The organism is Limosilactobacillus portuensis, assembly GCF_014838735.1.
GTDB lineage: Bacteria > Bacillota > Bacilli > Lactobacillales > Lactobacillaceae > Limosilactobacillus > Limosilactobacillus portuensis.
Map to the genome: position 1 here is coordinate 51,553 of NZ_JABUXQ010000001.1, position 24,054 is coordinate 75,606.

General features: G+C 39.6%; 23 protein-coding genes, 1 tRNA gene, 1 other RNA gene and 1 pseudogene. 20 read left to right on the plus strand and 6 right to left on the minus strand.

Features of this window, described 5'->3' with window-relative positions:
* Window position 1: 1 nt before the first annotated feature.
* On the minus strand, window positions 2–661 hold the full coding sequence (locus HUK49_RS00225; protein WP_102169176.1) for a DUF1361 domain-containing protein: 660 nt from the start codon (window positions 659–661) through the stop codon (window positions 2–4).
* A 145-nt stretch (window positions 662–806) separates the two neighbouring features.
* On the opposite strand from HUK49_RS00225, the gene cdaA reads away from it, so the two are divergent.
* From cdaA to HUK49_RS00290, 13 genes and pseudogenes are all read left to right on the plus strand, one after another.
* Window positions 807–1,652 (plus strand): diadenylate cyclase CdaA, encoded by an 846-nt coding sequence (gene cdaA / locus HUK49_RS00230; RefSeq protein WP_191912227.1) that lies wholly within the window; start codon window positions 807–809, stop codon window positions 1,650–1,652.
* Window positions 1,645–2,490, plus strand: a complete 846-nt coding sequence (locus HUK49_RS00235) for a CdaR family protein (protein ID WP_191912228.1) — start codon at window positions 1,645–1,647, stop codon at window positions 2,488–2,490. The genes cdaA and HUK49_RS00235 overlap by 8 nt, the downstream gene beginning before the upstream one ends.
* Before the next feature lie 24 nt (window positions 2,491–2,514).
* Window positions 2,515–3,870, plus strand: a complete 1,356-nt coding sequence (glmM, locus tag HUK49_RS00240; RefSeq protein WP_191912229.1) for a phosphoglucosamine mutase — start codon at window positions 2,515–2,517, stop codon at window positions 3,868–3,870.
* A 189-nt stretch (window positions 3,871–4,059) separates the two neighbouring features.
* Entirely contained in the window at window positions 4,060–5,880 is a 1,821-nt protein-coding gene (gene glmS / locus HUK49_RS00245) for a glutamine--fructose-6-phosphate transaminase (isomerizing) (protein WP_102169172.1), read from the plus strand.
* Between the two features lie 276 nt (window positions 5,881–6,156).
* Window positions 6,157–6,468, plus strand: coding sequence for a hypothetical protein (locus HUK49_RS00250; protein ID WP_102169171.1), 312 nt, complete (start codon window positions 6,157–6,159; stop codon window positions 6,466–6,468).
* Window positions 6,469–6,573: 105 nt separating this feature from the next.
* Window positions 6,574–8,427 carry an acyltransferase family protein gene (locus HUK49_RS00255; RefSeq protein ID WP_191912230.1) on the plus strand — a complete coding sequence of 618 codons (1,854 nt, stop codon included), beginning with the start codon at window positions 6,574–6,576 and terminating at the stop codon, window positions 8,425–8,427.
* Window positions 8,428–8,430: 3 nt separating this feature from the next.
* Window positions 8,431–8,890: pseudogene (locus HUK49_RS00260) on the plus strand (MarR family winged helix-turn-helix transcriptional regulator).
* Complete coding sequence (locus HUK49_RS00265) at window positions 8,887–9,693, plus strand: Cof-type HAD-IIB family hydrolase (protein ID WP_191912231.1); 807 nt, start codon at window positions 8,887–8,889, stop codon at window positions 9,691–9,693. The pseudogene HUK49_RS00260 and the gene HUK49_RS00265 overlap by 4 nt, the downstream one beginning before the upstream one ends.
* 316 nt (window positions 9,694–10,009) lie before the next feature.
* Window positions 10,010–10,567, plus strand: coding sequence for an aggregation-promoting factor (apf, locus tag HUK49_RS00270; protein ID WP_102169167.1), 558 nt, complete (start codon window positions 10,010–10,012; stop codon window positions 10,565–10,567).
* A gap of 399 nt (window positions 10,568–10,966) precedes the next feature.
* Window positions 10,967–11,340, plus strand: a transfer-messenger RNA (tmRNA) gene (gene ssrA, locus HUK49_RS00275).
* 139 nt (window positions 11,341–11,479) lie between these two features.
* Window positions 11,480–12,196, plus strand: a complete 717-nt coding sequence (locus HUK49_RS00280) for a response regulator transcription factor (RefSeq protein ID WP_102169166.1) — start codon at window positions 11,480–11,482, stop codon at window positions 12,194–12,196.
* Window positions 12,196–13,656: a sensor histidine kinase gene (locus tag HUK49_RS00285; RefSeq protein WP_191912232.1), complete on the plus strand. Its 1,461-nt coding sequence runs from the start codon at window positions 12,196–12,198 to the stop codon at window positions 13,654–13,656. Before HUK49_RS00280 ends, HUK49_RS00285 begins: the two co-directional genes overlap by 1 nt.
* A 169-nt stretch (window positions 13,657–13,825) precedes the next feature.
* A complete protein-coding gene (locus HUK49_RS00290) occupies window positions 13,826–14,686 on the plus strand; it encodes a GRP family sugar transporter (protein WP_178696019.1) in 861 nt (286 codons plus the stop codon).
* Between the two features lie 86 nt (window positions 14,687–14,772).
* Here the strand turns inward: HUK49_RS00290 and HUK49_RS00295 are convergent, their stop codons facing one another.
* Window positions 14,773–15,729 (minus strand): Rpn family recombination-promoting nuclease/putative transposase, encoded by a 957-nt coding sequence (locus tag HUK49_RS00295; RefSeq protein ID WP_191912233.1) that lies wholly within the window; start codon window positions 15,727–15,729, stop codon window positions 14,773–14,775.
* Between the two features lie 160 nt (window positions 15,730–15,889).
* On the opposite strand from HUK49_RS00295, the gene HUK49_RS00300 reads away from it, so the two are divergent.
* Window positions 15,890–17,248 (plus strand): glucose-6-phosphate isomerase, encoded by a 1,359-nt coding sequence (locus tag HUK49_RS00300; protein ID WP_191912234.1) that lies wholly within the window; start codon window positions 15,890–15,892, stop codon window positions 17,246–17,248.
* Complete coding sequence (locus tag HUK49_RS00305; RefSeq protein WP_102168034.1) at window positions 17,249–17,452, plus strand: hypothetical protein; 204 nt, start codon at window positions 17,249–17,251, stop codon at window positions 17,450–17,452.
* Between the two features lie 56 nt (window positions 17,453–17,508).
* On the opposite strand, the gene HUK49_RS00310 is transcribed toward HUK49_RS00305, so the two are convergent.
* A complete protein-coding gene (locus HUK49_RS00310; protein WP_191912235.1) occupies window positions 17,509–18,351 on the minus strand; it encodes a DNA-binding domain-containing protein in 843 nt (280 codons plus the stop codon).
* A 301-nt stretch (window positions 18,352–18,652) separates the two neighbouring features.
* Here HUK49_RS00310 and argF point away from each other — a divergent pair, with 301 nt between their 5' ends.
* Both argF and arcC read left to right on the plus strand, forming a co-directional pair.
* Complete coding sequence (argF, locus tag HUK49_RS00315; protein ID WP_102168036.1) at window positions 18,653–19,660, plus strand: ornithine carbamoyltransferase; 1,008 nt, start codon at window positions 18,653–18,655, stop codon at window positions 19,658–19,660.
* A 13-nt stretch (window positions 19,661–19,673) separates the two neighbouring features.
* Complete coding sequence (gene arcC, locus HUK49_RS00320) at window positions 19,674–20,606, plus strand: carbamate kinase (RefSeq protein WP_102168037.1); 933 nt, start codon at window positions 19,674–19,676, stop codon at window positions 20,604–20,606.
* 146 nt (window positions 20,607–20,752) lie between these two features.
* Here the strand turns inward: arcC and HUK49_RS00325 are convergent, their stop codons facing one another.
* The 3 genes from HUK49_RS00325 to HUK49_RS00335 all read right to left on the minus strand — a co-directional run bounded on the left by HUK49_RS00325 (window position 20,753) and on the right by HUK49_RS00335 (window position 22,847).
* A complete protein-coding gene (locus HUK49_RS00325) occupies window positions 20,753–21,103 on the minus strand; it encodes a hypothetical protein (protein WP_191912236.1) in 351 nt (116 codons plus the stop codon).
* A 20-nt stretch (window positions 21,104–21,123) separates the two neighbouring features.
* Window positions 21,124–22,038: an EamA family transporter gene (locus HUK49_RS00330; protein WP_191912237.1), complete on the minus strand. Its 915-nt coding sequence runs from the start codon at window positions 22,036–22,038 to the stop codon at window positions 21,124–21,126.
* 83 nt (window positions 22,039–22,121) lie between these two features.
* Window positions 22,122–22,847: a M57 family metalloprotease gene (locus HUK49_RS00335; RefSeq protein ID WP_206705565.1), complete on the minus strand. Its 726-nt coding sequence runs from the start codon at window positions 22,845–22,847 to the stop codon at window positions 22,122–22,124.
* Window positions 22,848–22,993: 146 nt separating this feature from the next.
* On the opposite strand from HUK49_RS00335, the gene HUK49_RS00340 reads away from it, so the two are divergent.
* The 3 genes from HUK49_RS00340 to HUK49_RS00350 all read left to right on the plus strand — a co-directional run bounded on the left by HUK49_RS00340 (window position 22,994) and on the right by HUK49_RS00350 (window position 24,030).
* Complete coding sequence (locus HUK49_RS00340) at window positions 22,994–23,449, plus strand: DUF7679 family protein (protein WP_102168040.1); 456 nt, start codon at window positions 22,994–22,996, stop codon at window positions 23,447–23,449.
* A 78-nt stretch (window positions 23,450–23,527) separates the two neighbouring features.
* Window positions 23,528–23,600 (plus strand) — tRNA-Gln (locus HUK49_RS00345).
* A 100-nt stretch (window positions 23,601–23,700) separates the two neighbouring features.
* Window positions 23,701–24,030: a hypothetical protein gene (locus HUK49_RS00350; RefSeq protein WP_102168041.1), complete on the plus strand. Its 330-nt coding sequence runs from the start codon at window positions 23,701–23,703 to the stop codon at window positions 24,028–24,030.
* Window positions 24,031–24,054 lie beyond the last annotated feature (24 nt).

The window sequence follows — 24,054 nt, forward strand, 5'->3', positions numbered from 1 at the left end:
ATTATCCCTTGTATTTTGTGTTTTGAACTGTTTTAAGGATCCAGTAGGAAAGAATTTGCAAACAGGTAAAAATAATGGTGAATTTTAACATATCGATTGACCAAATGGACATTAATTGGCGGAAAAACCAACTTGGGGTAAAGAAAAGGTATATGGAATGAAGACGAAGGAAGCGACCAATGTAAATTCCAATGCTTGAAATGAATGAGAAGATGATGATCCACCAAAATTTGATTTTTGGATGATGCGGACAAATTAATTCAGTGAGTTGATGACTAACTTGATCTAACGACAAAAGACCGAAGAAGAGACAACTGATCGCGCAAAGAACCATTATGGCAAAAATTAACCAAATGTGGGGATCAGATTTTAAGAGTCCGTTGATACTAGTATGGGGATTAAGCCAGGAGAGGTGAAAAAGATCAGTCATGACATAGGGAGTATTTGGGTAAAACAATAACCAAATAATGAGGCACCCCCAGAAAGCTAACGCCCGTCGATCATTAAAACGGGGGAGCTGAAAGCCAATTTCAACCGGAATATAAGCCAAGAAAACGTTAAAAGCCATAAAGTTAAACGGCTTTGGCATAAAAATTTTCAGGAGGATGATTGCAATCCAGAAGAAAAAACGAATTTGCCATTGCTTAGTTAATTTAAACATCTGATCGGGATCCTTCCGTAAATGAGTCTTTTATAGTTTAGAATACCAGACTTTATCACAGATACCAGAAATTTAATGAAGTACAGTTCTTTCCGGGATAAAATGATATAATGTTATGGTAATTTAGAGGATGGTGAGATAAGTTATGCAGTTTATTTCGGCGCTGTTTACTTGGCAAAACCTGATCCATCTAGTTGATATCTTAGTAATTTGGTTTTTAATCTACGAGTTATTACTATTAATTCGTGGTACTCGGGCTGTTCAACTATTCCGGGGAATTCTGATTATCATTCTGGTGAAGGTAGTCAGTTGGTACATTGGTTTAAGTACGGTTTCTTGGGTAATGGATCAGATCATTAACTGGGGAGTAATCGCCATTGTGATCATTTTCCAGCCAGAAATTCGTCGGGGGCTGGAACACCTAGGACGAGGGACGTTCTTTACCCACAATCAAACGGCTAACGAAACTGAAGAAGAGACGATTAAGCAATTAGATCAGGCAATCCAATACATGTCAAAGCGACGGATCGGAGCGTTGATTAGTATTGAAATGAAGACGGGTTTGGAAGAATATATTGAAACTGGGATTCCGCTAGATGCAGATATTTCGGGTGCATTACTGATTAACACGTTCATTCCTAATACACCGCTTCATGATGGCGCGGTAATCATCAAAAATAATCGAATCTCAGTTGCAGCGGCATATTTACCCCTATCTGACAGTAAACTGATTCCTAAAGAATTAGGGACCAGACACCGGGCTGCCGTTGGAATTAGTGAAGTTACCGATGCATTAACAATCGTTATTTCTGAAGAAACTGGTGAAGTTTCAATTACGAAGGATAATGAGTTAATTCGCAATATGTCACGAAATGACTATTTGAAGTTCTTGCGAGCCCAACTATACAGCCAAACAACCGGGAAGGATAATAACTTCTTTACTAAGCTATTTTCCTTCTTCGGTCGTCGGGGAGGTGGCAGCAATGAATAACTGGGAATTTTTTAATAACAAATGGTTCTTACGGATCACTTCTCTAGTCCTGGCTCTCTTCCTCTTTTTCTACGTTAATAATGGGAGTAATGGTTTTTTAAGACAAAATACCAGGCAGCATGATCAGACGAGCGCCTTGATGTCTAACAAAACTGCGGTTATTAAGATGCCACTTGACATTACAACCGATAATAATTACGTTGTCAGCGGCTATCCTAAAACTGTTCGGGTAACCGTAAATGGTCCTTCGGCGTTGGTAACAACAACTTCAAATACGCAAAACTTTAAAGCCTATATCGATCTGACTAATGTTGGAGTAGGAAAACATCGGGTGAAGGTTAAAACTAGCGGTTTGAATTCTGAGCTTCACGCAACCGTAAAGCCACAGTATGTAACAGTTAATATTCAGCCGCGGAAGACAATTACTAAAAAAATTACCGTCCGGTTAAGTTCCCATTCGCTAAGTAATAATTACCAGGTGGGAACGCCACGGACTGATATTGATCACGTTCAGATATCTGGCTCTCGCGAAGAAGTTAATAAGGTTGATCGGGTTCTCGCATTTGTTGCAATGCCGACCAAGGCAACGTCCGATATTCATCGGTTAGTAACCCTACAAGCAGTGGATAAAAATGGGCAAACCCTTAACGTGGTGATTGAACCAAACACAACTAACGTAACGATTCCGATTCATGGTGAGGGCGATACTACTAGTAGCTCAGCAAGTGATAATGATAATGCGCAGTCAAGCTCAAGTAATAGTCGCTCTAGTCGCGCAAGTTCAAGTGAAAGTAGTAGTTCATCGAGTAGTAGCGCACAAGTAAGTTCAAATGAGTAGATTTTAGTTAAGAGGAGAAAAATAATGAAGTTAAAATATTTTGGTACTGATGGTGTTCGTGGTGTTGCAAACCGGGATTTAAGTCCTGAGTTGGCTTTTCGGGTTGGTCGTGCTGGTGGATACGTTCTTACTAGGCACTCTGAACGAAAGCAACCGCAAGTTCTTGTTTCACGCGACACCCGAATCTCTGGTCAAATGTTAGAAAACGCGTTGGTTGCTGGCTTACTCTCGGTCGGAATTGAAGTTTTACGATTAGGAGTTGTTACCACTCCGGGGGTTGCCTACCTTGTTCGTGCCCAAGAAGCTGATGCCGGTGTAATGATTACCGCAAGTCATAATCCGATTAAGTATAACGGTATTAAATATTTTGGTGGAGACGGCTTCAAACTATCAGATGACTTGGAATATGAAATTGAACAGCTATTAGATGCTGAGGAAGATACGTTGCCACGACCATCTGATGAAGGATTAGGAACTGTTGCTGACTATCATGAAGGTGCCTTGAAATATACTTCATTTCTTGAACAAACAGTTTCAACCGATCTTTCTGGGTTAAAGGTAGTTGTTGATGCTGCTAATGGTGCAACTTCAGGGTTTGTTTCCAACCTATTTGCCGATATGAACGTTGACTTTATTCCAATCAACGCTCAACCAAATGGCTTGAACACTAATCTCAACTGTGGCTCAACTCATCCTGAAGGTTTACAAAAAGCTGTTGTCGAGAATAAGGCTGATCTTGGGATTGCCTTTGATGGTGATGGTGACCGTTGTATTGCCGTCGATAATGAAGGAAACATTGTTAATGGTGACAAGATTATGTACATTTGTGGAAAATACATGGATGATAACGGTCTATTGAAGAAGGATACAATTGTCACTACCGTAATGAGCAACTTGGGGATGTACAAGGCGCTTGAAAGTCATAGTATGACCAGTGTGAAGACAAAGGTCGGTGACCGGTATGTTGTTGAGGAAATGTTAAAGAACGGCTATAACCTGGGTGGTGAACAGTCGGGACACATTATCTTCTTAGATTACAACACAACTGGTGATGGGATGCTGACTGCTTTACAGCTCCTTTCAGTAATTAAGGAAACAGGTAAGTCACTGAAGGAGTTAGCTAGCGACGTTACAAATTACCCACAAGAACTAGTTAACATCAAAGTTGCTGATAAGGCTGCTGCAATGAAGAACGAAAAGCTTCGGGCAATTATTGAAGAAGTTGAAGGTGAAATGAACGGTGATGGGCGAGTTCTTGTTCGTCCGAGCGGAACAGAACCATTGCTTCGGATCATGGCAGAAGCAGCGACACCAGAATTAGTTCATCAATATGTTGAACGAATTGCTGATGTTGCCCGTAAAGAATTAGAAGTTAAATAAAAATGATTGAAAAAGAACTAGGAAAATTTCCTGTTCTTTTTTTAATCAGCTCACTAAATATCTTACCTAGACCAATTAAAGTCGCTTAGTTTGACAATACTAGTTAAAAACATTATTATACTAAGTGTATTCAATGGGCTGGACATGCTATATGTGTCTATACCAATTTTAAAAAGGATGGTATTAAATATGTGTGGAATTGTTGGAGTGACTGGGAGTCAAGACAGTCTATCAATTTTAATTAATGGCTTAAAGCGGCTTGAATACCGTGGCTATGATTCAGCTGGGGTTTACGTTAATGATAACAAGGGTAATGACTACCTGGTTAAGCGCGCCGGTCGGATTAGCAACCTTGAAGATGCATTGACCGATGATGTTCATGGAATGTCAGGCATTGGTCATACCCGGTGGGCTACTCATGGTGAACCAAATGAAGCTAATGCTCACCCTCAATATTCTAGTGACGAACGCTTCTACCTTGTTCACAACGGGGTAATTGAAAACTATGCTCAATTAAAGGCAGATTACTTGGCGGATGTTGACTTTAAGAGCCAAACTGATACCGAAGTAATTGTTCAATTAGTGGACAAATTTGTTGTTGAAGATCACCTTTCAACTAAGAATGCGTTATTAAAGGTTTTGAAGTTAATCAGTCCTGATTCTTCATACGCATTTGTATTAATGGATAAGGAAGAACCAGATACCCTTTATGTTGCTAAGAATAAGAGTCCATTACTAGTTGGAATCGCTGATGGCTACAACATGGTCGGCTCAGACGCTACCTCAATGTTGAAGCAAACTAACCAATTTATGGAATTGGATGATCATGAATTAGTTATTGTTAAGCCGGACTCAGTTGAAATCGAAGACTTTGACGGTAACGAAAAGCACCGTGATACCTTCACTGTTGATATGGATCCAAACGCAGCAGACAAGGGTGCTTACCCATTCTACATGTTAAAGGAAGTTGATGAACAACCAGCTGTAATGCGGAAGTTAGTTCAAAAGTACTTTGATGAAGATGGCAAGCCAACAATTGATGAAGAATTATTAAAGTCAATGTCTGAAGCCGATCACCTGTACATTGTTGGAGCTGGGACTAGTTACCATGCCGGGTTGATTGGTGCGCGGATTTTTGAAAAGTTGGTTGGAATCCCAACTTCTGTTCACATTTCATCAGAATTTGCTTATGAGCAACCATTGCTTTCTAAGAAGCCATTCTTTATCTTCTTGAGTCAAAGTGGTGAAACGGCTGATAGTCGTGAAGTATTGGTTAACGTTAACAAGAATAATTGGCCAAGTCTTACAATTACTAACGTGGATAAGTCAACTCTTTCTCGTGAAGCAACCTTTACTGAATTGCTTTATGCTGGTCCAGAAATTGCTGTTGCCTCAACTAAGGCTTACACAGCACAAATTGCCGTTGAAGCAATCTTAGCTAAGGCACTTGGTGAATACATGAATAAGCCAGTTGCTGGTGCCTTCGATGTTAAGCACCAATTAGGTTTGGTTGCCAACGGAATGCAATCAATTACTGATAGTAAGAGCATTTTGAAGGATCTTTCAGACAAGTACCTTTCAAAGCCACGGAATGCTTTCTACATCGGTCGGGGAATCGACTGGTCAGTTTCACTTGAAGCAGCTCTTAAGCTAAAGGAAATTTCATATGTCCAAGCTGAAGGATTTGCCTCAGGTGAATTAAAGCACGGAACAATTGCTCTGATTGAAAAGGGAACGCCAGTTATTGGGATTATTACTCAAGACCGGACTGCTGGATTAACACGGAGTAACCTTGAAGAAACTGAAGCGCGGGGTGCTAATACTCTGACAATTGTATCTCGTCACTTGGCAAAGGATGGCGATAACATTATCCTGCCAGATGTTGACGAATTACTTAGTCCGCTTCTGAGTGTTGTTCCAGCGCAACTATTGGCATACTACACTAGTCTTGGTAAGGGTCTGGATGTTGACAAGCCACGGAACTTGGCAAAGTCTGTTACTGTTCAATAATTAATCAATAATCGTCAGTTGCACGTGAGAGACGTTAGCAACTGACGATTTTTTGTGTATTAGGAAAGAAATACCTTGACACTTTTTAGTAAAATTGCTAAAAAAGTTGTTGACAGCGATATATGAAACCGCTATCATAATAACTGTAAGGTATTTAAGTAATTACCTTCTAATCAATTCTCTTTCTCTCTTATGCCAATCATCGCCAATTTTGACGATGATTTTTTTTGTGCTTCTCGTTATAATAAATTGGAGATTATGAAGGGAGTTAGGATTGTGGAAGAACAACATGAAGTCTTGGATTTGATTGAACAAATTACACGGAATGATGGGACTAGCTACTATGAAATTGGTAATATGGTTCAAAATGGACGAGCTGAATTAGCTGCTGAACGTGGCTTTATCAAGGAGGTTCGGATCTTGCAGTTAAATATTCCTCATTCCCAAAACGTCATTAAGTATGAACACTTCATCAATACCCATTACCAAATGCAGGATGAGTCGATGGATCACTGGGACGAGTGGAAGCGGACTCCGGAAGCAGATAAAATTGTTCATGATATATTGGAAGAAAACCATATTGGCTAAAAAGTTAAGGGTACTATTATTCAATAAATTTTCTTTTAAAAGAGGCTATACAGTAATTTGCCAAGACACTATAATTAGAAAAGATATTTCTTGGGGGTTCTGTTAATGAACAAAAAAGAAGGCCTAGTGAGCAGTCGAGCTCAGCCACACCACGTTACAGGAATTGATGGGTTACGAACAATTGCAGTTTTGGGAGTAATTATTTATCACCTACTGCCAACTCAGCTAAAGGGTGGCTTTCTCGGTGTTCCACTATTCCTATTAATTTCAGGCTATTTTATTACTTACCAGTTCAGTAAAAAGTTTGAACGTGGTGCTGGACTTGGGTTAAGGCATTTTTATGCTAAACGCTTTTACCGCCTTTATCCAGTTTTAATTACGATGTTAGTATTAACAATTGCATACATTACGCTGTTTGCTCATGAGCTATTGCATAACATTCGACAAATCTTTGTTACTAATATCTTGTGGGTTTACAACTGGTGGGAGATTTATCATGGGCAATCATACTTTGATCAGTTCGCCAATCAATCACCATTTACTCACCTTTGGACATTAGGAGTTGAAGCACAATTCTATGTCCTTTGGCCACTGATCATTTTCCTCTTATTTAAGGTATTCAAGAAACGTTCAATCGTTCAATACCTTGTTTTGGGGCTAGCGGTCTTGTCAGCAATTGAAATGGCTGTTTTGTACCATCCGGAGACGCTTAATCGGGTTTACTATGGAACTGATACGCGAGCATTCTCCCTTTTACTTGGCTCATGGCTTGGTCTAGTTTGGCCGCTTGACCGGTTAAGTACAAAGGTTACCGCAACTGATTCACGGATATTAGATGGCTTAGGAATTGCTGCTTTAATTATTACCCTATATGGCTTTATAACTTTAGATGGGCAGTCCCCATTTACTTACCATGGGGGGATGTTTCTTTATAGTATAGTTGGGACTGTCTTACTAGCAACGATCCTTCATCCGGGGAGTCGGATGAACCGGTGGCTAACTAACCCGTTCTTTAGTTGGTGTGGTCAGCGGTCATACGGGATCTACGTCTATCAGTATCCTGTTCTTATATTTTACGAACGAGCAATTAATGTTGGTGTACACCCAATTGTTAGCGGGGTGGAAGAACTAGCGCTAATTGTGATTATCAGTGAATGCTCATACCGATTGATTGAACAACCGCTTGCTAAGCGTCGGTTAAGTGATTTCAATTGGCAAAAGATTAAGTTTAATAATTGGAAACAGGCGGTAACGGCAATCATCGCTTTGTTAATTGTAGGTACAGCAGGTTACGGACTCTGTCAGCCTAATGTTCAACCAAAAAAAACGACGGTTCAGAAACAAATTGAAAAGAATGATCAATTAACTGAAAAGCATAATAAGCAACTTAGTAAGGGAAAAAATGTTGAAACAGCTAAGATTAGCACTGTGCAAAAAGAGTACCAGCTAAGTAAGAACGAGATTAAGCGGGCTCAAAAACTGAAGGTCACTGCGGTTGGTGATTCAGTAATGCTTGATGCTTCTAATAGCCTTCAACAATTAATGCCGCACGCCTACGTTGATGCTAAGGTGGGACGTCAGGGTTCACAAACGCCTAAAGTCCTTAGTCAGTTAGAGGAGAGTGGGCACCTCAATCGGATCGTTATTTTGAACTTAGGGAATAATGGAGCCATGGATCAAAAAACGATTGATGATATTCTAAAGACAATTGGTAAGGATCGGCAGGTTTACTGGGTAACTCCCCATATTCCATCAAAGAGCTGGCAACAGCAGGTTAATAATCAGATTCAGGAGATTGCAAAGGAACACCATAATGTTCACTTAGTTGATTGGTATACCGCAAGCAATGGTCAATCCGGTTGGTTTGCAAAAGATGGCGTTCACATGAATAAACAGGGAAATAACCATTATGCAAAATTAATTACGAAAACTATTTTGAAGGATCAACGGGGTGAATAGTTAATGAATGATAATGAAAAATTATTAGATAAGGCGATCGATCTGTATTTAACCGGGTTGAAAGGCCTTGACTCGTTTATTTCGGAGCCTTCTGCGGAATATTCCCTTTCATTTGAACAGTATCTAATTTTAAAAAAGATTGTTCATAACCCCAAAATAAAATTAATGGATATCGCTGATGAACGTGGAGTAACCAGAAGTGCGATTTCACGGCAGCTTCGGCCCCCTCTTGAATCATAATTACATCCAACAAGAGGCCGATCCTGAAGATCGTCGTCGGTTGTTCTTAATCAGTACCATTAGAGGGAAGCAGGTTGAACAGCACATTGGTTCACTTGTGTTGAAACGCTTTTCAAACTGGCTTGATGTTTACGGAAAGGATCGAGGTACTGAGTTATTGGATCTTTTAGAAGATTTTAATAAGCAAATTGTTCAGGCAAATTATAGCGAGGAGAAAAAATGATTAAAGTAATTGCGTTAGACTTAGATAATACTTTGTTAAACAGTAACAAGGAAATTAGTATCCGTAATGAACGGGTCCTAAAGAAACTTCATTCTCAAGGCATTCACGTTGTCTTGTGTACTGGCCGGCCGATTAACGCTATTTGGCCATTGATTGAACAACTTGGTCTGACAAAACCAGATGATTATACAATTACCTTTAATGGTGGATTGGTAATTAATAATGTCTCTAAGGAACATCTTTTTGAGTTAGGAATGACTAGAGACGATCTTCAACCACTGTTAAAGTTTGTTCAGCATGAAAACATTTCTCTTGATATTTTGGACTACGATCGAGTTTACGAACTAATTGATCAACCCCGTTCAATTTACAAGACAGTCTTAAAGAACATTGAATTTCGTGATGCTAAAAGTACTGAGCTTGAGGAAACGACTTACAGCAAGGCGGTTATGGCAATTCCCGCTGAGAAATTAACTCCGATCATTCAGAGCCTTCCTGCTGAACTTAAAAAGAAGTATCATGCGGTTCAATCGCAACCAATGATTATGGAATTCTTGCCCCCAAAGGTTAATAAGATGGTTGGCTTGCAGGCACTTTTACAGCACTTCAATTTAGACTTTAGTAACTTGATGAGTTTTGGTGATGCTGATAATGATCTGGAAATGATTCAAGCTGCTGCTCAGGGAATTGTCATGGCAAACGGTCTTCCTGAAGTTAAGAAGGTTTCCACAGCAATCACGGATTCGAATGATGAAGATGGCGTTGCAAGCTACTGTGAGCAGTATTTTGCAACATTACTGTAATAAAAAAGTAGAAAATTAGTCAATAAAGTTGTTAAATTAGACGGTTTTAGTGAAAATTGCCCTTAATTTAACAACTTTTTTTATTATCATATAAAGAAGTTAGGACAACCAAAGAAAATTTCAGATCCTACTATGATAGTCTTTAGCACGTCAATTTCTATAAATGTGCGATTATTTACAATTAATATTTCAGTAGCTTTACAAACACTTCGCAATAATTTGTTAAACGATAAATCGTTGTTATCTAGTAGTAATATTCATCGTGTAGTATAGGGACTGTTGAATCGGAATAATAAAAAAGGATGGTATTGAATTTATGGTTTCTAAGAAAAAGCTTGCAAAATTAACTGCGTCTGTCGGTGCAATTGTCTTTGGTGTTGCAGCTACTCAAGCTGTTGTTAATGCTGATACAGTTTACACTGTTAAGAGTGGTGATACGCTTTCAAGCATTTCTTACAAGTTTAATAAGAACAACAGCCTTGTTAATGAAATCGCCCAAAAGAACAGCATTAAGGATATTAACAAGATTTATGTCGGCCAACGCTTAATTATTAAGAGCGATGGTGAAATTCAACCAGCATCATCTCAAACAACTACCCAAAATAGTAATAATGCTACTAGTCAACAGTCGTCAACAAGTACTGTAAGTGGTTCAGAAGCGGCTGCTAAAGCATGGATTGCTAACCGCGAATCTGGTGGAAATTATGGTGCTACTAATGGACAATACATTGGAAAGTATCAACTTTCAGCATCATACCTCAATGGTGACTACTCAGCAGCCAACCAAGAACGAGTTGCGGATCAATATGTAGCTAGTCGTTACGGTTCTTGGACCGCCGCCCAACAACACTGGATGGCAAATGGTTGGTATTAAGAAGAGCGTGAACCCGTAAAAAATTCACGGTTGATAACGATTTCTCCCGGCAGTGGTGTTTTACACCGCTGTCGGGAGTTCGTTATCTCAAGTGAATTTAGGGTGAGCGCGTTTAGACTATGTTGCAGTAGAAACAATTTCTCCCGACTGGATGCTGAAAGCATCTGGGAGGGAGTTTGTTGTCTCTAAGGACTTTCCTGCGAGCGCGTTTAGGCTCTGATGTATTAGAACAGCTCTAGCAAGCTTCTGGCAAACAGAACTTAACTATATAGTCTAGAAAGAATAAATCGATTTTCTCGGTAGTGGTGAGTAATACCATTACCGTTTTTTTACTTAGGAAAATTAATGCATAAATGATGCATTGTTGTTTTATCAATGTTACAATTAGTACTGTATTTTGGGGATGTTTTTGGATTCGACAGGTATAGGTCGAGTTTCAATTGCGTTTCGAAGGTTGTGTCTTCGTAAAAACGCTCAGTTTTAAATTATAACTGCAAACAATAATTCAAACTCTTACGCATACGCTGCCTAACAAGTAGCGCGCGTAAATCCATCCTGGGTTCGTCCATGATGCAGTGATGGGTTTCATATATTAGTGGACTACGCTTAACACTCACGCTTGAAGTATTAAGAAGAGATTATCAAGCTAGTTAATCATGGTTGCCCTGATCAACGGCGTTTTGATTAATGAATGCTAAATAGTTGAGATATGAACGTAGAGGTTGGAATGGCGATATGCCTGGACACGGGTTCGACTCCCGTCATCTCCATTGCAGAAGGGAGGCTGAGAAAAAGCTTTTGTTTTTCTCAGCCTTTTTATTTGTAAATATCATTTATTAAGGTAGGGTGAAGAAAGTTATTTCCCGGGAAATAGTGAATTGATTTTTATAATTAGTGAGGGAGAATTGTAGAATGAAAATTTTGATGATTGAGGATAACCACTCAGTATGCGAAATGATGGCAATGTTTTTCAAAAAAGAGGGTTGGCAATATGAGTTCGCCTATGATGGGGTCGCGGCAGAAGAAAAATTTAGTGCTGCTCCGCATGAATGGGATGTTATTCTTTTAGATTTGAATTTACCAAAGAAGGACGGGATGCAGGTGGCGGCCGATATTCGTCGGCTATCAACCACAGTACCCTTGATCATGCTGACTGCACGTGATTCTGAAAGTGATCAAGTACTTGGGTTGGAGATTGGTGCGGATGATTATGTAACTAAGCCATTTAGTCCGATTACGTTAATTGCTCGTATTAAGGCTCTTCAGCGGCGTTCCCAATTAAGTACGACGCAGGGAGCACAACATCCTGATCAGGATCGTTTTGACATTAAGACTAAACATTTTAAGATGGATACTAAGACCCGTGAAGTATACATGTACGGTAAGCCAGTAAAGGATCTAACCCCAAAGGAATTTGATCTATTAAAGACATTGGCTAGCAAGCCTCGTCAGGTGTTCACCCGCTCTCAATTGCTCCAACTAGTTTGGGACTATGAATACTATGGTGATGAACGAACGGTTGACGCCCATATTAAAAAGCTTCGTCAAAAACTTGAAGCGGTTGGCCCGCAGGTAATTCAAACAGTCTGGGGTGTTGGTTACAAGTTTGATGATGAAGGAAACGAATAATGAAGTTACTATATCGATTAATGATTGCTTTCTTTACGGTAATTATTACACTGATGACGGTTTTGAGTCTGGCTTTCATTAATGTGACTAATGAGACGATGTATCGAAATACCTGGAATCAGTTGAAAACTTATTCTGATAGCTTGGTTCAAGATGCAATTCGTTATGATACGGTTGATCATACCTTTAAGGGCTTTGAGAATCAGGCTTTATTGAGCAATGCAGCCTTGCTTTCTAACCAGCATGTTCATTTTGCAATTTTTGATGTAACACAGCGGCAGACGTTTGCTAGCAATGGCTTTGCTCCTCAAATAAGTAAGGATGATTGGAAAAAATTAAAGAAAGGCAAGACCATTTATCTTCGACTTACACGGCCACAGATTAATAATCAAAAAGCTCACCAGTCAGCAATGACAGAAGTAATTCGCCCGTATTTCTATCATAAGAAAATGATTGCGGTCGTTTCGATTGCTACCTTTGTCTCGGTGGTAGAAGAAAATATGCATCAGCTGAAAATTAACTTAGCAATTGCCTTTCTTATTGCTACCTTAGCTGCACTTTTAATTAGTTATCTTCTTGCTCGGTCAATTACTAAAAAAATTGATCAGCTCCGGACTGCTACTTGTCAGGTTGCTCAAGGGAATTACCATGTAAAGGTACCAGTTAACGGCAAGGATGAGGTAGATGACCTTGCCCGAAGCTTTAACCAGATGACAACTGCTCTTCGTGAGTCCGATCGGGAAATTCGGCGACAAGAAGAACGGCGGCGAAAATTCTTGGCTGATGCTGCCCACGAAATGCGGACTCCGTTAACGACAATTAATGGATTGTTAGAAGGACTTCGGTATGATGCTATTCCTAAAGAAGATTGGAACCATAGTATTGAATTAATGCAGAACGATACTCAGCGGTTGATTCGGTTGGTTAACGACAATTTAGATTATGAGAAGATCCGCACTAATCAAATTTCAATGGATCGGAAACTATTTGACTGTTCTGCTGTTTTAAATAATCTTAAAGAACAATTGAATAAGCGTGCCATAGAGAAAGGAGACCACATCCAATTAGATGTTCCTGAAGGCCTCCTGGTTTATGCCGATTACGATCGTTTTGTCCAAATTATGTTTAACGTTATTCAGAATGCCATTCAGTTCACCAATAAGGGACTAATTAAAATTTCGGCGCGTCGTGTTGAACGGGGATGTGAGTTTAAGATTAGCGATAATGGAATTGGGATGACAAATGATCAAGTAAAGAACATTTGGGAGCGATTCTATAAAGCTGACCAGTCACGAAGTAATCAATATAGTGAGTCAGGACTTGGTCTCCCGATCGTTCATGAATTAGTAAATCTTCATGGCGGAAAGGTAACGGTTGAAAGTAAACCCAAAAAGGGGACAACCTTTACTATCTTTCTTCCGGATCCTCAACATGCACCGCATAGGAATAGCCAGAATTAATATTTCACATTTATACCAATAATTTATTAAACGCTTTCTTATAGATAATGCAAACTTTTATTATATTTATACCATCTATTTATTTTGTGAAAATACTTGTGTAAACGTTTGCAACCGGTTATAATACTATCTCGTAATCAATTATTCATTTGATAGGAGAGAAATAAAGATGGTTTATTTACTTGCATTAATCCCAGCACTTGGTTGGGGGCTTATGCCATTAATCACTGGTAAGATTGGTGGTTCTGCTGTTAATCAGATGTTCGGTATCGGTGCTGGTGCCACAATCATTGGATTAGTTGCCTATGCGGTTACTCAGCCGACTGTTAGTACAACTGCTTTCTGGTTTTCTGTATTATGTGGTGCTTTATGGACGATTGGTCAGGTTGGACAATTCGTTTCTTTTAAACGGATGGGTGTTTCAAATACCATGCCGCTTTCCACCGTTTTACAATTAGTTGGTAACTCACTAATTGGGGTTATTATCTTTGGTGAATGGCATAGTGCTCGGGCGCTTACAATCGGTTTTGTTGCATTGGCAATCGTTATTGTTGGTGCTTTGATGACATCAGTTTCTGATAGTAATTCGGATAAGAAAGTTACTGCTAGTAACTTTATCTTCTTGTTGGTAACTACTATTGGTTACTGGGTATATTCAGCATTTCCAAAGATTCCAATCGTTGCCAATGAAAGTGCTCAAGGGATCTTCCTTCCAGAAATGCTCGGAATCCTACTTGGCTCTGTAATTTACGCAATCTGCTCTGGCAATGCTTCTTCATTCAAGCAAAAGGAACAGTACTTAAACATTCTCGGTGGTCTTTCATGGGGAATTGCCGCCTTTGCTTATATCTTTTCTGCTAAGGCCCTTGGTGTTACCGAAGCATTCATCTTTACCCAACTGAATGTTATTATTGCAACCTTTGGTGGAATTTGGATTCTTCACGAACACAAGAGTCACCGCGAAATGACTTACACCATTTGGGGAATTGTTTTGATCGTTGTTGGTAGTATCGCTACTGCCTTTGCATAATCAAGAAAATCATTTAAAAATAAAATGGTCTTGTCGTAGCATCATTGCTTCGGCAAGACCATTTTTGATTAGTTATTGGAAAAATATTACTTTAACAGTCTTAGAGCTTCTTGATAATACTGGGTAGCCTGACTAGGATCCATTTTCCGAATATTAATTAAAAAGTTTTCCACTTGTGCTTGATTTTGACCACTTTGAATTAAGTCAGTCACTAGCGAAAGACGCTCCTTAGCTTGGCCTTCCTTACGGCCATCTTCACGACCTTGTTCACGACCCTCTTTCAGTCCTTGTTCGTGTCCCTCGTGCCGACCTTCTTTTAACCCTTGTTGTCGGCCGAGTTCATGGCCTTCTCTAACAGCTTCATTCCGTTCGTTCTCGATATCCATTTCGTATAATGAGCGTTGCATATATTCTTTCCTCCATTTCCGGTTTTGTTTTACAAAACAGATTCTTTGCCTTAATTTTATAATGAAATCATCATCTTCATCAAGCTTTCGGTTGGCTAACAAATCTAATACACGTTGCAATTTTGGACCGACAGTTTTCTGAAGACTAGTGATGTCAAAGAAGAGAGTCTGCTCACTATCTTGGTATGGATAGTTGGGGTAGGCCTCAATGCCACGCTTAACCTTATAACGCTGTTCGCCCAGGCCAAAGGGATCAAAACAACAGAAGAAAATAACAAACGTATTATCTGCTTGACTGTAGTTCTGGCCTTTAGTGTATGCGGCTGTTGATAGGCTAGATTGGTAGAAGCGGTTTCGTTGGGGGAGATTATGGTGATCTGCAACCTGCATTTCAATATCGTAGTGATTATTGTCCCGATCTTCGATGTAGATATCAAAACGGACGCTTTTAGCATCGTAAGTACTCTTGATTTCCTGCTGACTATTGAGCACTTTGATATCTTTAATTACGAGTTCGGGAAAGATTCGTCGCAGTAATTCCAAGGTAATTTGCGGATCGAGAAAGACCTTGCTAAAGACAAAGTCGTCAGTTAATCCTGCCTCTTCCCAACGCTTTTCTAAATTTGATTTTGCCATATGCTACTCCTTACATTAATTTAGGGAACACTCCCTAATATAGATAGACGGAAAAACCCCAGGAAAGCATTAATTTTGTATTTAGCAATTCTAATTGAAAACGGCTTCATGGTTCGGTATGATTAGGAGTGTAAATACAATTAAGAAAGAAGTTCTGGAAATGACACATATTTCATTTGATCGTACAGGCTTAAAGAAATTCGTTAACGATAACGAATTAGGCGAAATGCAAGCAATGGTGAATGCGGCGGATGATGAATTACGCAACGGTACTGGTGCCGGAGCTGACTTCCGTGACTGGCTCCACTTGCCAACTGACTATGATAAGGAAGAGTTTGCGCGGATTAAAGCCGCTGCCAAGAAGATTCAATCAGATTCAGATATCTTAGTGGTCATCGGGATTGGTGGTTCTTACCTTGGAGCCCGGATGGCAGTTGACTTCTTGCACAATACCTTCTACCAAGCCCAAAAGGCTGCAGACCGGAAGTATCCATTAGTACTCTTTGCTGGCAATTCCTTAAGTTCAACCTATGTTCATGACTTAATCGAATTAATTGGCGACAAGGACTTCTCCGTCAACGTCGTTTCCAAGTCCGGAACCACCACTGAACCATCAATTGCTTTCCGGATCTTCAAGAACCTCTTGATTAAGAAGTATGGCGAAGATGAAGCTAACAAGCGGATCTACGCTACCACCGATAAAGCTAAGGGGGCTTTAAAGACCGAAGCCGATGCCCACGGCTATGAAAGCTTTGTCATCCAAGACGGGATCGGTGGTCGTTACTCCGTCCTTTCTCCAGTTGGTCTCTTACCAATTGCCGTTTCTGGTGGCGACATTGACCAGTTAATGGCCGGAGCCGCTCAAGCAGAAAAGGACTACACGGATCCAAAACTGGAAAACAACGAAGCTTACCAATACGCTGCTTACCGGAACATCCTTTACCGGAAGGGCTACGAAACCGAATTGCTCGAAAACTACGAACCAAACATGACCATGTTTGCCGAATGGTGGAAGCAATTAGCCGGTGAATCTGAAGGGAAGGATCACAAGGGCATTTACCCATCCAGTGCTAACTTCACGACTGACCTGCACTCACTTGGTCAATACATCCAAGAAGGTCGGCGGTTCTTGATGGAAACCGTAGTTAAGTTAGACCAGCCTAACCACGATATGGAAATCCCAAGCGAACCGGATAACCTGGATGGCTTAGGCTACTTGGAAGGTAAGACCATGGACTTTGCCAACACCAAGGCTTATGAAGCAGTTGTGGCTGCTCATACTGCCGGTGGGGTACCAGTAATGACAGTTCACATCCCTAAGGAAGACGAATACACGCTTGGTTACCTGATTTACTTCTTTGAAGTGGCGATGGGAATCTCCGGCTACCTTAATGGGATCAACCCATTCAACCAACCAGGCGTGGAAGCATACAAGGTTAACATGTTTGGCCTGTTAGGCAAGCCAGGTTACGAAGAGATCGGCAAGAAGCTGCGGGCTGAAATGGACGAGAATAAGTAAATGAATCGTCAGCAACTCAATAAGCAACGTCATCATCTGCAGATGCGAATTGCTGTTTGGTGTGTTTTGACAATTTGCTTTACGATTTTAAATACGTTCAAACTAATCCCATTCTTGCAGTGGGTTATGTGGATCGCAGCACTATATACCTTTATTTTGATTATTATTTGGGTTTATTTGACGATCCAACTGATGAAAAAATAGAAGAACCATTCAGAAACTTTGCTAGTTTCTGAATGGCTCTTATTTTTAATAATCATTTAACTTTGAGCACTTTCCTGAACCAAACCGTTGAAAAAGTGCTTGACTGAAACTTGACCACCACGTGAGGCAGTACCGTTAATAATTTTCATTTCATTATGAACATTCTTGTATTCAAAAAGGTTATTAGCATATTCCAAAATAATATCGTTTTCTGGATAATCAATGCACATGTGGGCGAGGTTATTTAGCCCCGTCTTAAGGTCACGACGAATTCGCTGAAGAATAATTTTTTTACCGTGATCGTCACAGCGGAAAATTTCATGAAAGTTAATGTTATCAAACGTAATTCCTTGTTCAATCATGACATTGATAATCCGGGTAATGTCTTGGGCGCCAGAACCATTTGTAATCCCGAGAAAACGAAGAATTGACTTCACATTTTCCTTTTCTTTACTCTTGAAGTTAATATTGGTTGTGTTCTGGTTAGCAGCTCCACTGACCAGATCAAGGATCTGCAACATTCGGTTTGACATGTTGATGTTTTCGCCAATTAATTTAATGACAGTTTTTACTTCAGCAACGTTCAAGGGCTTTTCGATGCAAAAGTCAACTCCGGCCTGGTAAGCATTTGTCCTTCCAGCAGGATCAAATGTCTGACTAACCATTATAAAATGAGGATGATGGTTGCTTTGTTGAATTCGTTTAATTAGTTCAATTCCGTTAATTTGGGACAGGGATGGGTTAACAAACATAACATCAATACTTAAACGAATAACGTCCTCAAATGCCTGCTCAGCATTGAAGGTTGTACCAACAACTGAATTATTAAAGTCATTTTCAATAATATCTTTAAGGAGAGATGTAGCGTTATTATCATTATCAACAATGTAGAAGTTCATTTTAATACCTCGAATCAAATTGAGTCATTTTGAGTTTATTTGAAGCTAAAGCGAAAGTCAATAATAATTCATTAGATATTGAATATTAAGCATACTGATTAATAAAATGCTTGTGAAATGTATATTATTGAGTTGAATAATGAATGAATAGTGATGGATCCGCTTTCTTTAAATGTATATTTTTGATCATTGTGAAAATAAATTTAAACTTTTTGGTGAATCATTTTGAAGCAAAATGAATTTTTCTGAAAGTGCTTACTATTATATAAACCGTAAAGAATTTCAAGGAGGAAATTTAATTATGGCATTCAATTTACGTAATCGTAGTTTTTTGACACTTTCAGACTTTAACAAGCGTGAAATGGAATACATGCTTGACCTTGCTGAAGATTTAAAGAAGGCTAAGTATGCTGGTACTGAAGGTAAGAACCTTGAAGGCAAGAACATTGCCTTAATCTTCGAAAAGAGTTCAACTCGTACTCGTTGTTCATTCGAAGTTGGTGCTAAGGATGAAGGTGCTCACGTAACTTACCTTGGCCCATCAGGCTCACACATTGGTCACAAGGAATCTGTTAAGGATACTGCCCGTGTTCTTGGTGGTATGTTTGATGGTATTGAATACCGTGGTTTCTCACAACGGAATGTTGAAACTTTGGCTAAGTACTCAGGTGTTCCAGTTTGGAACGGTTTAACTGATGAAGACCACCCAACACAAGTATTGGCTGACTTCTTAACTGCTCATGAAGTATTGAAGAAGCCTTACGAACAAATCAAGTTCGCCTTTGTTGGTGATGGTCAAGACAACGTATCTAACGCTTTGATGTTAGGTGCTGCTGTTATGGGTATGGAATACCATGTTGTAACTCCTAAGGAATTAAACCCAACTAAGGAAGTTCTTGACAAGGCTAACGCTATTGCTGCCGAAACTGGCGCTAAGATCGTTGTTTCTAACGACGTTAAGGAAGGCGTTAAGGGCATGGATGTTATCTACGCTGATGTTTGGGTATCAATGGGTGAATCAGATGACATGTGGGAAAAGCGGATCAAGCTTCTCAAGCCTTACCAAGTTACTAAGGAAGTTATGGACGCTACTGAAAACCCTAACGCTATCTTCGAACACTGTCTTCCAGCATTCCACAACCTTGACACTGAAGTAGGTAAGGAAATCTACAAGAAGTTCGGTCTTAAGGAAATGGAAGTTACTGATGAAGTCTTCGAAAGCAAGAACTCAGTTGTATTCCGTGAAGCTGAAAACCGGATGCACACTATCAAGGCTGTTATGGTTGCAACCTTAGGTGAACACAACTAAGGAGGACTCCTAAATGGCTAAAGTAGTTGTTGCCTTGGGTGGTAATGCCCTCGGTAAGTCTCCCGAAGAACAATTGAAGTTAGTTAAGAATACTGCTTCATCATTAATCGGGTTAATTGATGCTGGTAATCAAGTTGTTATCAGTCACGGTAATGGTCCACAAGTTGGTGCAATCAACCTTGGTATGAACTTTGCTGCTGAAAATGGTAAGACTGCTGCCTTCCCATTTCCAGAATGTGGCGCAATGAGTCAGGGTTACATTGGTTACCACTTACAACAAAGTCTTCAAAATGAATTGCACCGTCGTTGGATGAACAAAAATGTAGCAACTGTTGTTACTCAAATTGCTGTTGATCCAGAAGATCCTGCATTCCAAAATCCTTCTAAGCCTGTTGGTGACTTCTACACTAAAGAACAAGCTGAACAGATTGAAAAGGAAAAGGGCTACACCTTCAAAGAAGATGCTGGTCGTGGATACCGTCAAGTTGTTCCTTCTCCACTTCCACAGAAGATTATGGAATTGAACAGTATCAAGACCTTGATTGAAGCTGGCGATCTTGTTATTGCTGGTGGTGGTGGCGGTGTTCCCGTTATCATGACTGACGATGGCTTACAAGGTGTTCCAGCAGTTATCGACAAGGATCGTTCTAGCGCATTGCTTGCTGATAAGATTGATGCTGATACTTTAATCATCTTAACTGCTGTTGATTACGTATTTGTAAATTACGGTAAGCCAGATGAAAAGGCTTTGAAGACATTAAATGTTGCTGAAGCCCAAAAGTACATGGATGAAAAGCAATTTGCTGCTGGTAGTATGCTTCCTAAGATTGAAGCCTGCTTATCCTTCGTTGAAGGTCACCCAGAGCGGAAAGCTTTGATTACTTCACTTAACGGCTTAGACGATGCCCTTGCTGGTAAGGTTGGTACTGTTATTAGTGATAACTAATCATAAGTCTATCTCTCAAAAGACTATCCAGATGATTCTGGATAGTCTTTTTTTGTCCCATTAACATTGAGCTTTTAAACTAAACAAAACCTCAGACTTGAATTTTGAATTCAGGCCTGAGGCTAATCATTTCTTGAGCTGCTGTTTTAGTTGTTATCCTTTTTGTTGTCTGCGCTAATTGTATAATTTTTAGCTTGATCTTCGTTGTACCTGGCAAGAAGGATTTGCTGGTCCTTATCTTTAATGAGATTTTTAATATCCTCATCAGGTTTCAACTCAGGTTTTTCCTTAACAATTTTATCCAATACTTCATCAGAGAATTTAAACTCAGGTTTGACCTTAGTATCACCATTAAGAACGTCAATTGTTTCATCGTAAGAAAGAACCTTTAATTTCCAGCTTGTCCTATCAGCGTCAGGCTGGTGAAGAACGTCTGGATCATTTTTAAGATCCTCACGAAAACCATCTTCATCATATTTATAACCATCTTCTGCCATATTTTATATTCCCCTTCCTATTAGTCGTTAGCATTCTTGCGGTGTGGACGAATGTTGATTGCACATACCGCAACGATAACCAGAATGGAGCCAAGAATATCAGCTCCGGTTAGGTAAAGGTGGAAAATTAAAACGGAACCAATAGTTGCGGAAAGTGGTTCAAAGGCATCCATTAGACTAAATGTTGTTGCGTCAATATACTTAAGTGAGGTATTTGCCAGGTAGAACGGAATAATTGTTCCGATAATTAGGATACTTGCACAATCAATCCAAACACTGGGAACGTTTGGAATTGACGGTTGCTGAGGGTGAATTGCTAAAAGAACGATACCAGCGAACAGAAGTCCCCATGCAGTAACGTCTAACGAGGGCACGCGCCCAGTTTGCAACATCTTCTGAGGAATCAAGGTGTTGGTTGCAACCCCAACCGCTGAGATAAAGCCCCAAAAGAGGACCGCCGGTGTAACGGCTAAGTGGTTAAAGCGACCGTGAGTGGCAATGATAAAAACACCAAGGAAAGCGATGATTGCACAAATGATTTCAATCCGTCGTGGCGGCTCATGTCGAAAAACTGCTAGGTAAGCGATAATGAAGAATGGACCAACAAATTGAAGAATAGTGGCAATGGAGGCATTTCCTTCCTGAACTGCCATAAAGTAAGCAAACTGAACAGGTACCAGACCAATTACACCATAGGCAAAAATAACCCAGGTATCGTGCAAGTTATGGAAAATTGCAAATGGATGGTTGCCCATTAGTTTGCTGATTACAATCATAATCACACCACCAAAAATTAATCGCCATTGAGTTAGCCATAATGAAGTGATGGATGGACTAATATTAAAAAGGGCCTTGGCAAACAGACCGGAAATTCCCCAAAAAGTGGTTGCGGTGATTACCATTGCAAGACCAAGAGCTTTTTTATTTGAATTCATTGAAACGATAACCTTTCTTAAAAATACACACGATGTCATTTTACCATGAATCAGTTGGCGGATTTTAAATTTTAAGAAGGAATCTAGTTATTATTAGTTTGAGCTTGAGGTGCGGTTGATGAGGCATTTTTCTTTGAATAGAGGAGCTTAACGTTTTGAATATCTGTTGATTGAATTGGGTAATTAGAACCGCTTGGCTGCATTACTGAAATATCATCTGTATGGTGAAGACCAATTGCATGACCAAGTTCATGTTCGGCTGTATTGACAATGCGTCGTTGTGAATAGCCATAGACTGGATTTAGTAGATATGCAGAGTTAAGCTCAACTCTCACATAGATGAAGTTGCCATTGCTAGAATTGATGTTTGCTTCTGTTAAACCAGCTGCTCCATCCTTGTCATCGTCAATTGTTGTAAAAAGAATATTAGCATTTTTTTGCTTCTTAACCACGTGAAAAGTGAAGGAACCAGTATCGTTCCATGCTTTGATTGCTGATTTAGCAGCACTTCGTAAAACCGGATCTTTGATATTAATAAAAATAGTGGCAGAATTTGTTGGCCATTTACCGACAGGCTTCGAGTAAGTGGTTTTCTTTTCTGTTCTTTGCGAGTTGTCTTTTGTTAATTTTGGTTTTTGTTTCTTTTTTCCCGTAACCTGGTTAATAACGTTTTGGGTGTGAATCTGAACTTCATGGATGAAAATATTAACGTTAGAGTTTACTATTTCAATATTTTGATAAGACCAGATTGCAGTGATAAAAATCAAGCTATAAATTAGTGGGAGAAAGAATTTCGAATATTTCTTCATTGGATTGCCCCCCCATAAAGTGCATTCTAATGAACTTCTCACAGCTTGTCTATTATTTAGAATGGATTTTTAACTATATAAGCCGCTACTGGGAAAAGTTTTGCGGTAAAATAGTTTATAATAAGGTTGCGAGGGGGAAATCGATCATGGTTGCAGGATTTAAACTCCATGTTGAACTTAGTTGGGGCGAAAAGAGAGATTACCTATTAGCAAATGATGTAGAGCCGGGCTTAGAGCATCGTTATCAAACACGAGAGAATTGGCAAGAGGTAATGAAGGGGGCTTTGATTAACGTTCCGGTTGGCCCATATATTAAGGAAAATCGGGTGATTCCGCCAATTGCAACTGCTAAAGTGCTGGATGTTACTGCGGTAGATCAAGTCGATCCTAAGCTACAACGGACCCGAAGCCAGTTTATAATGGCTGCTATCTGGGAAAGCCAGTCTGATGTGCAGGATTATAACTTTATGCATCATGATTATCCGTGGTGGTCACAACGACAAATTAAAGCAGATGTTGATTATTGGAATAATGGTACTAGGCACCCGTGGATTAATATGGTAACGAAGTGGCGGATTTGGTTACAAAAACATCGTCACTAGTGAATTTGATTAAAACGAATCCGTAGAAAATGGTTGACTAATTAAAATTCACCGTGTATATTATTATTGTTATCTTATTGGGCATTCGCCAAACTGGTAAGGCAGTGGACTCTGAATCCATAATTTACTGGTTCGAGACCAGTATGCCCAATTAGTTAGGGTTCCGTATTATTCGGAGCCTTTTTTTATTGAAATTTCATGTGTGATTTGTTTCTTGGTAAAATACCTTTAGACATTGAGGGGAAGATAAAATGGCAAGTAATTCTGATTCAATTTATTACGTATTAACCAAGATTAAGCATCATCCAGAACTAATAGTTAGTGAAAAAGTGCAATATACCAACACAATTTCCGTTTTTATTAAGGACTCATTGAAAATTGCGGATGCTTCTTTCTATTTTCCGGATGATCGCCTAATGGTAAATCGGCTATCAAATGACTTTGTGGCTAAAAATGGTGATTTGCTAGAAAGTTTTTTTGTTAAGACGCATCAAAAAGAAAAAAACTATCATGATGTTTGGGTAACAACTGCTCACGTCAAGAAGATGAGGGTTTATTTATTAGAGCTATCGTTTGAATAATTTAGGGATGGTGCAAAGGAGATT

Coding starts and splice junctions, on each gene's coding strand:
- HUK49_RS00225 (WP_102169176.1), bottom strand. CDS start 661: ATGTTTAAATTAACTAAGCAATGGCAAATTCGTTTTTTCTTCTGGATT.
- cdaA (WP_191912227.1), top strand. CDS start 807: ATGCAGTTTATTTCGGCGCTGTTTACTTGGCAAAACCTGATCCATCTA.
- HUK49_RS00235 (WP_191912228.1), top strand. CDS start 1,645: ATGAATAACTGGGAATTTTTTAATAACAAATGGTTCTTACGGATCACT.
- glmM (WP_191912229.1), top strand. CDS start 2,515: ATGAAGTTAAAATATTTTGGTACTGATGGTGTTCGTGGTGTTGCAAAC.
- glmS (WP_102169172.1), top strand. CDS start 4,060: ATGTGTGGAATTGTTGGAGTGACTGGGAGTCAAGACAGTCTATCAATT.
- HUK49_RS00255 (WP_191912230.1), top strand. CDS start 6,574: ATGAACAAAAAAGAAGGCCTAGTGAGCAGTCGAGCTCAGCCACACCAC.
- HUK49_RS00265 (WP_191912231.1), top strand. CDS start 8,887: ATGATTAAAGTAATTGCGTTAGACTTAGATAATACTTTGTTAAACAGT.
- apf (WP_102169167.1), top strand. CDS start 10,010: ATGGTTTCTAAGAAAAAGCTTGCAAAATTAACTGCGTCTGTCGGTGCA.
- HUK49_RS00280 (WP_102169166.1), top strand. CDS start 11,480: ATGAAAATTTTGATGATTGAGGATAACCACTCAGTATGCGAAATGATG.
- HUK49_RS00285 (WP_191912232.1), top strand. CDS start 12,196: ATGAAGTTACTATATCGATTAATGATTGCTTTCTTTACGGTAATTATT.
- HUK49_RS00290 (WP_178696019.1), top strand. CDS start 13,826: ATGGTTTATTTACTTGCATTAATCCCAGCACTTGGTTGGGGGCTTATG.
- HUK49_RS00295 (WP_191912233.1), bottom strand. CDS start 15,729: ATGGCAAAATCAAATTTAGAAAAGCGTTGGGAAGAGGCAGGATTAACT.
- HUK49_RS00300 (WP_191912234.1), top strand. CDS start 15,890: ATGACACATATTTCATTTGATCGTACAGGCTTAAAGAAATTCGTTAAC.
- HUK49_RS00305 (WP_102168034.1), top strand. CDS start 17,249: ATGAATCGTCAGCAACTCAATAAGCAACGTCATCATCTGCAGATGCGA.
- HUK49_RS00310 (WP_191912235.1), bottom strand. CDS start 18,351: ATGAACTTCTACATTGTTGATAATGATAATAACGCTACATCTCTCCTT.
- argF (WP_102168036.1), top strand. CDS start 18,653: ATGGCATTCAATTTACGTAATCGTAGTTTTTTGACACTTTCAGACTTT.
- arcC (WP_102168037.1), top strand. CDS start 19,674: ATGGCTAAAGTAGTTGTTGCCTTGGGTGGTAATGCCCTCGGTAAGTCT.
- HUK49_RS00325 (WP_191912236.1), bottom strand. CDS start 21,103: ATGGCAGAAGATGGTTATAAATATGATGAAGATGGTTTTCGTGAGGAT.
- HUK49_RS00330 (WP_191912237.1), bottom strand. CDS start 22,038: ATGAATTCAAATAAAAAAGCTCTTGGTCTTGCAATGGTAATCACCGCA.
- HUK49_RS00335 (WP_206705565.1), bottom strand. CDS start 22,847: ATGAAGAAATATTCGAAATTCTTTCTCCCACTAATTTATAGCTTGATT.
- HUK49_RS00340 (WP_102168040.1), top strand. CDS start 22,994: ATGGTTGCAGGATTTAAACTCCATGTTGAACTTAGTTGGGGCGAAAAG.
- HUK49_RS00350 (WP_102168041.1), top strand. CDS start 23,701: ATGGCAAGTAATTCTGATTCAATTTATTACGTATTAACCAAGATTAAG.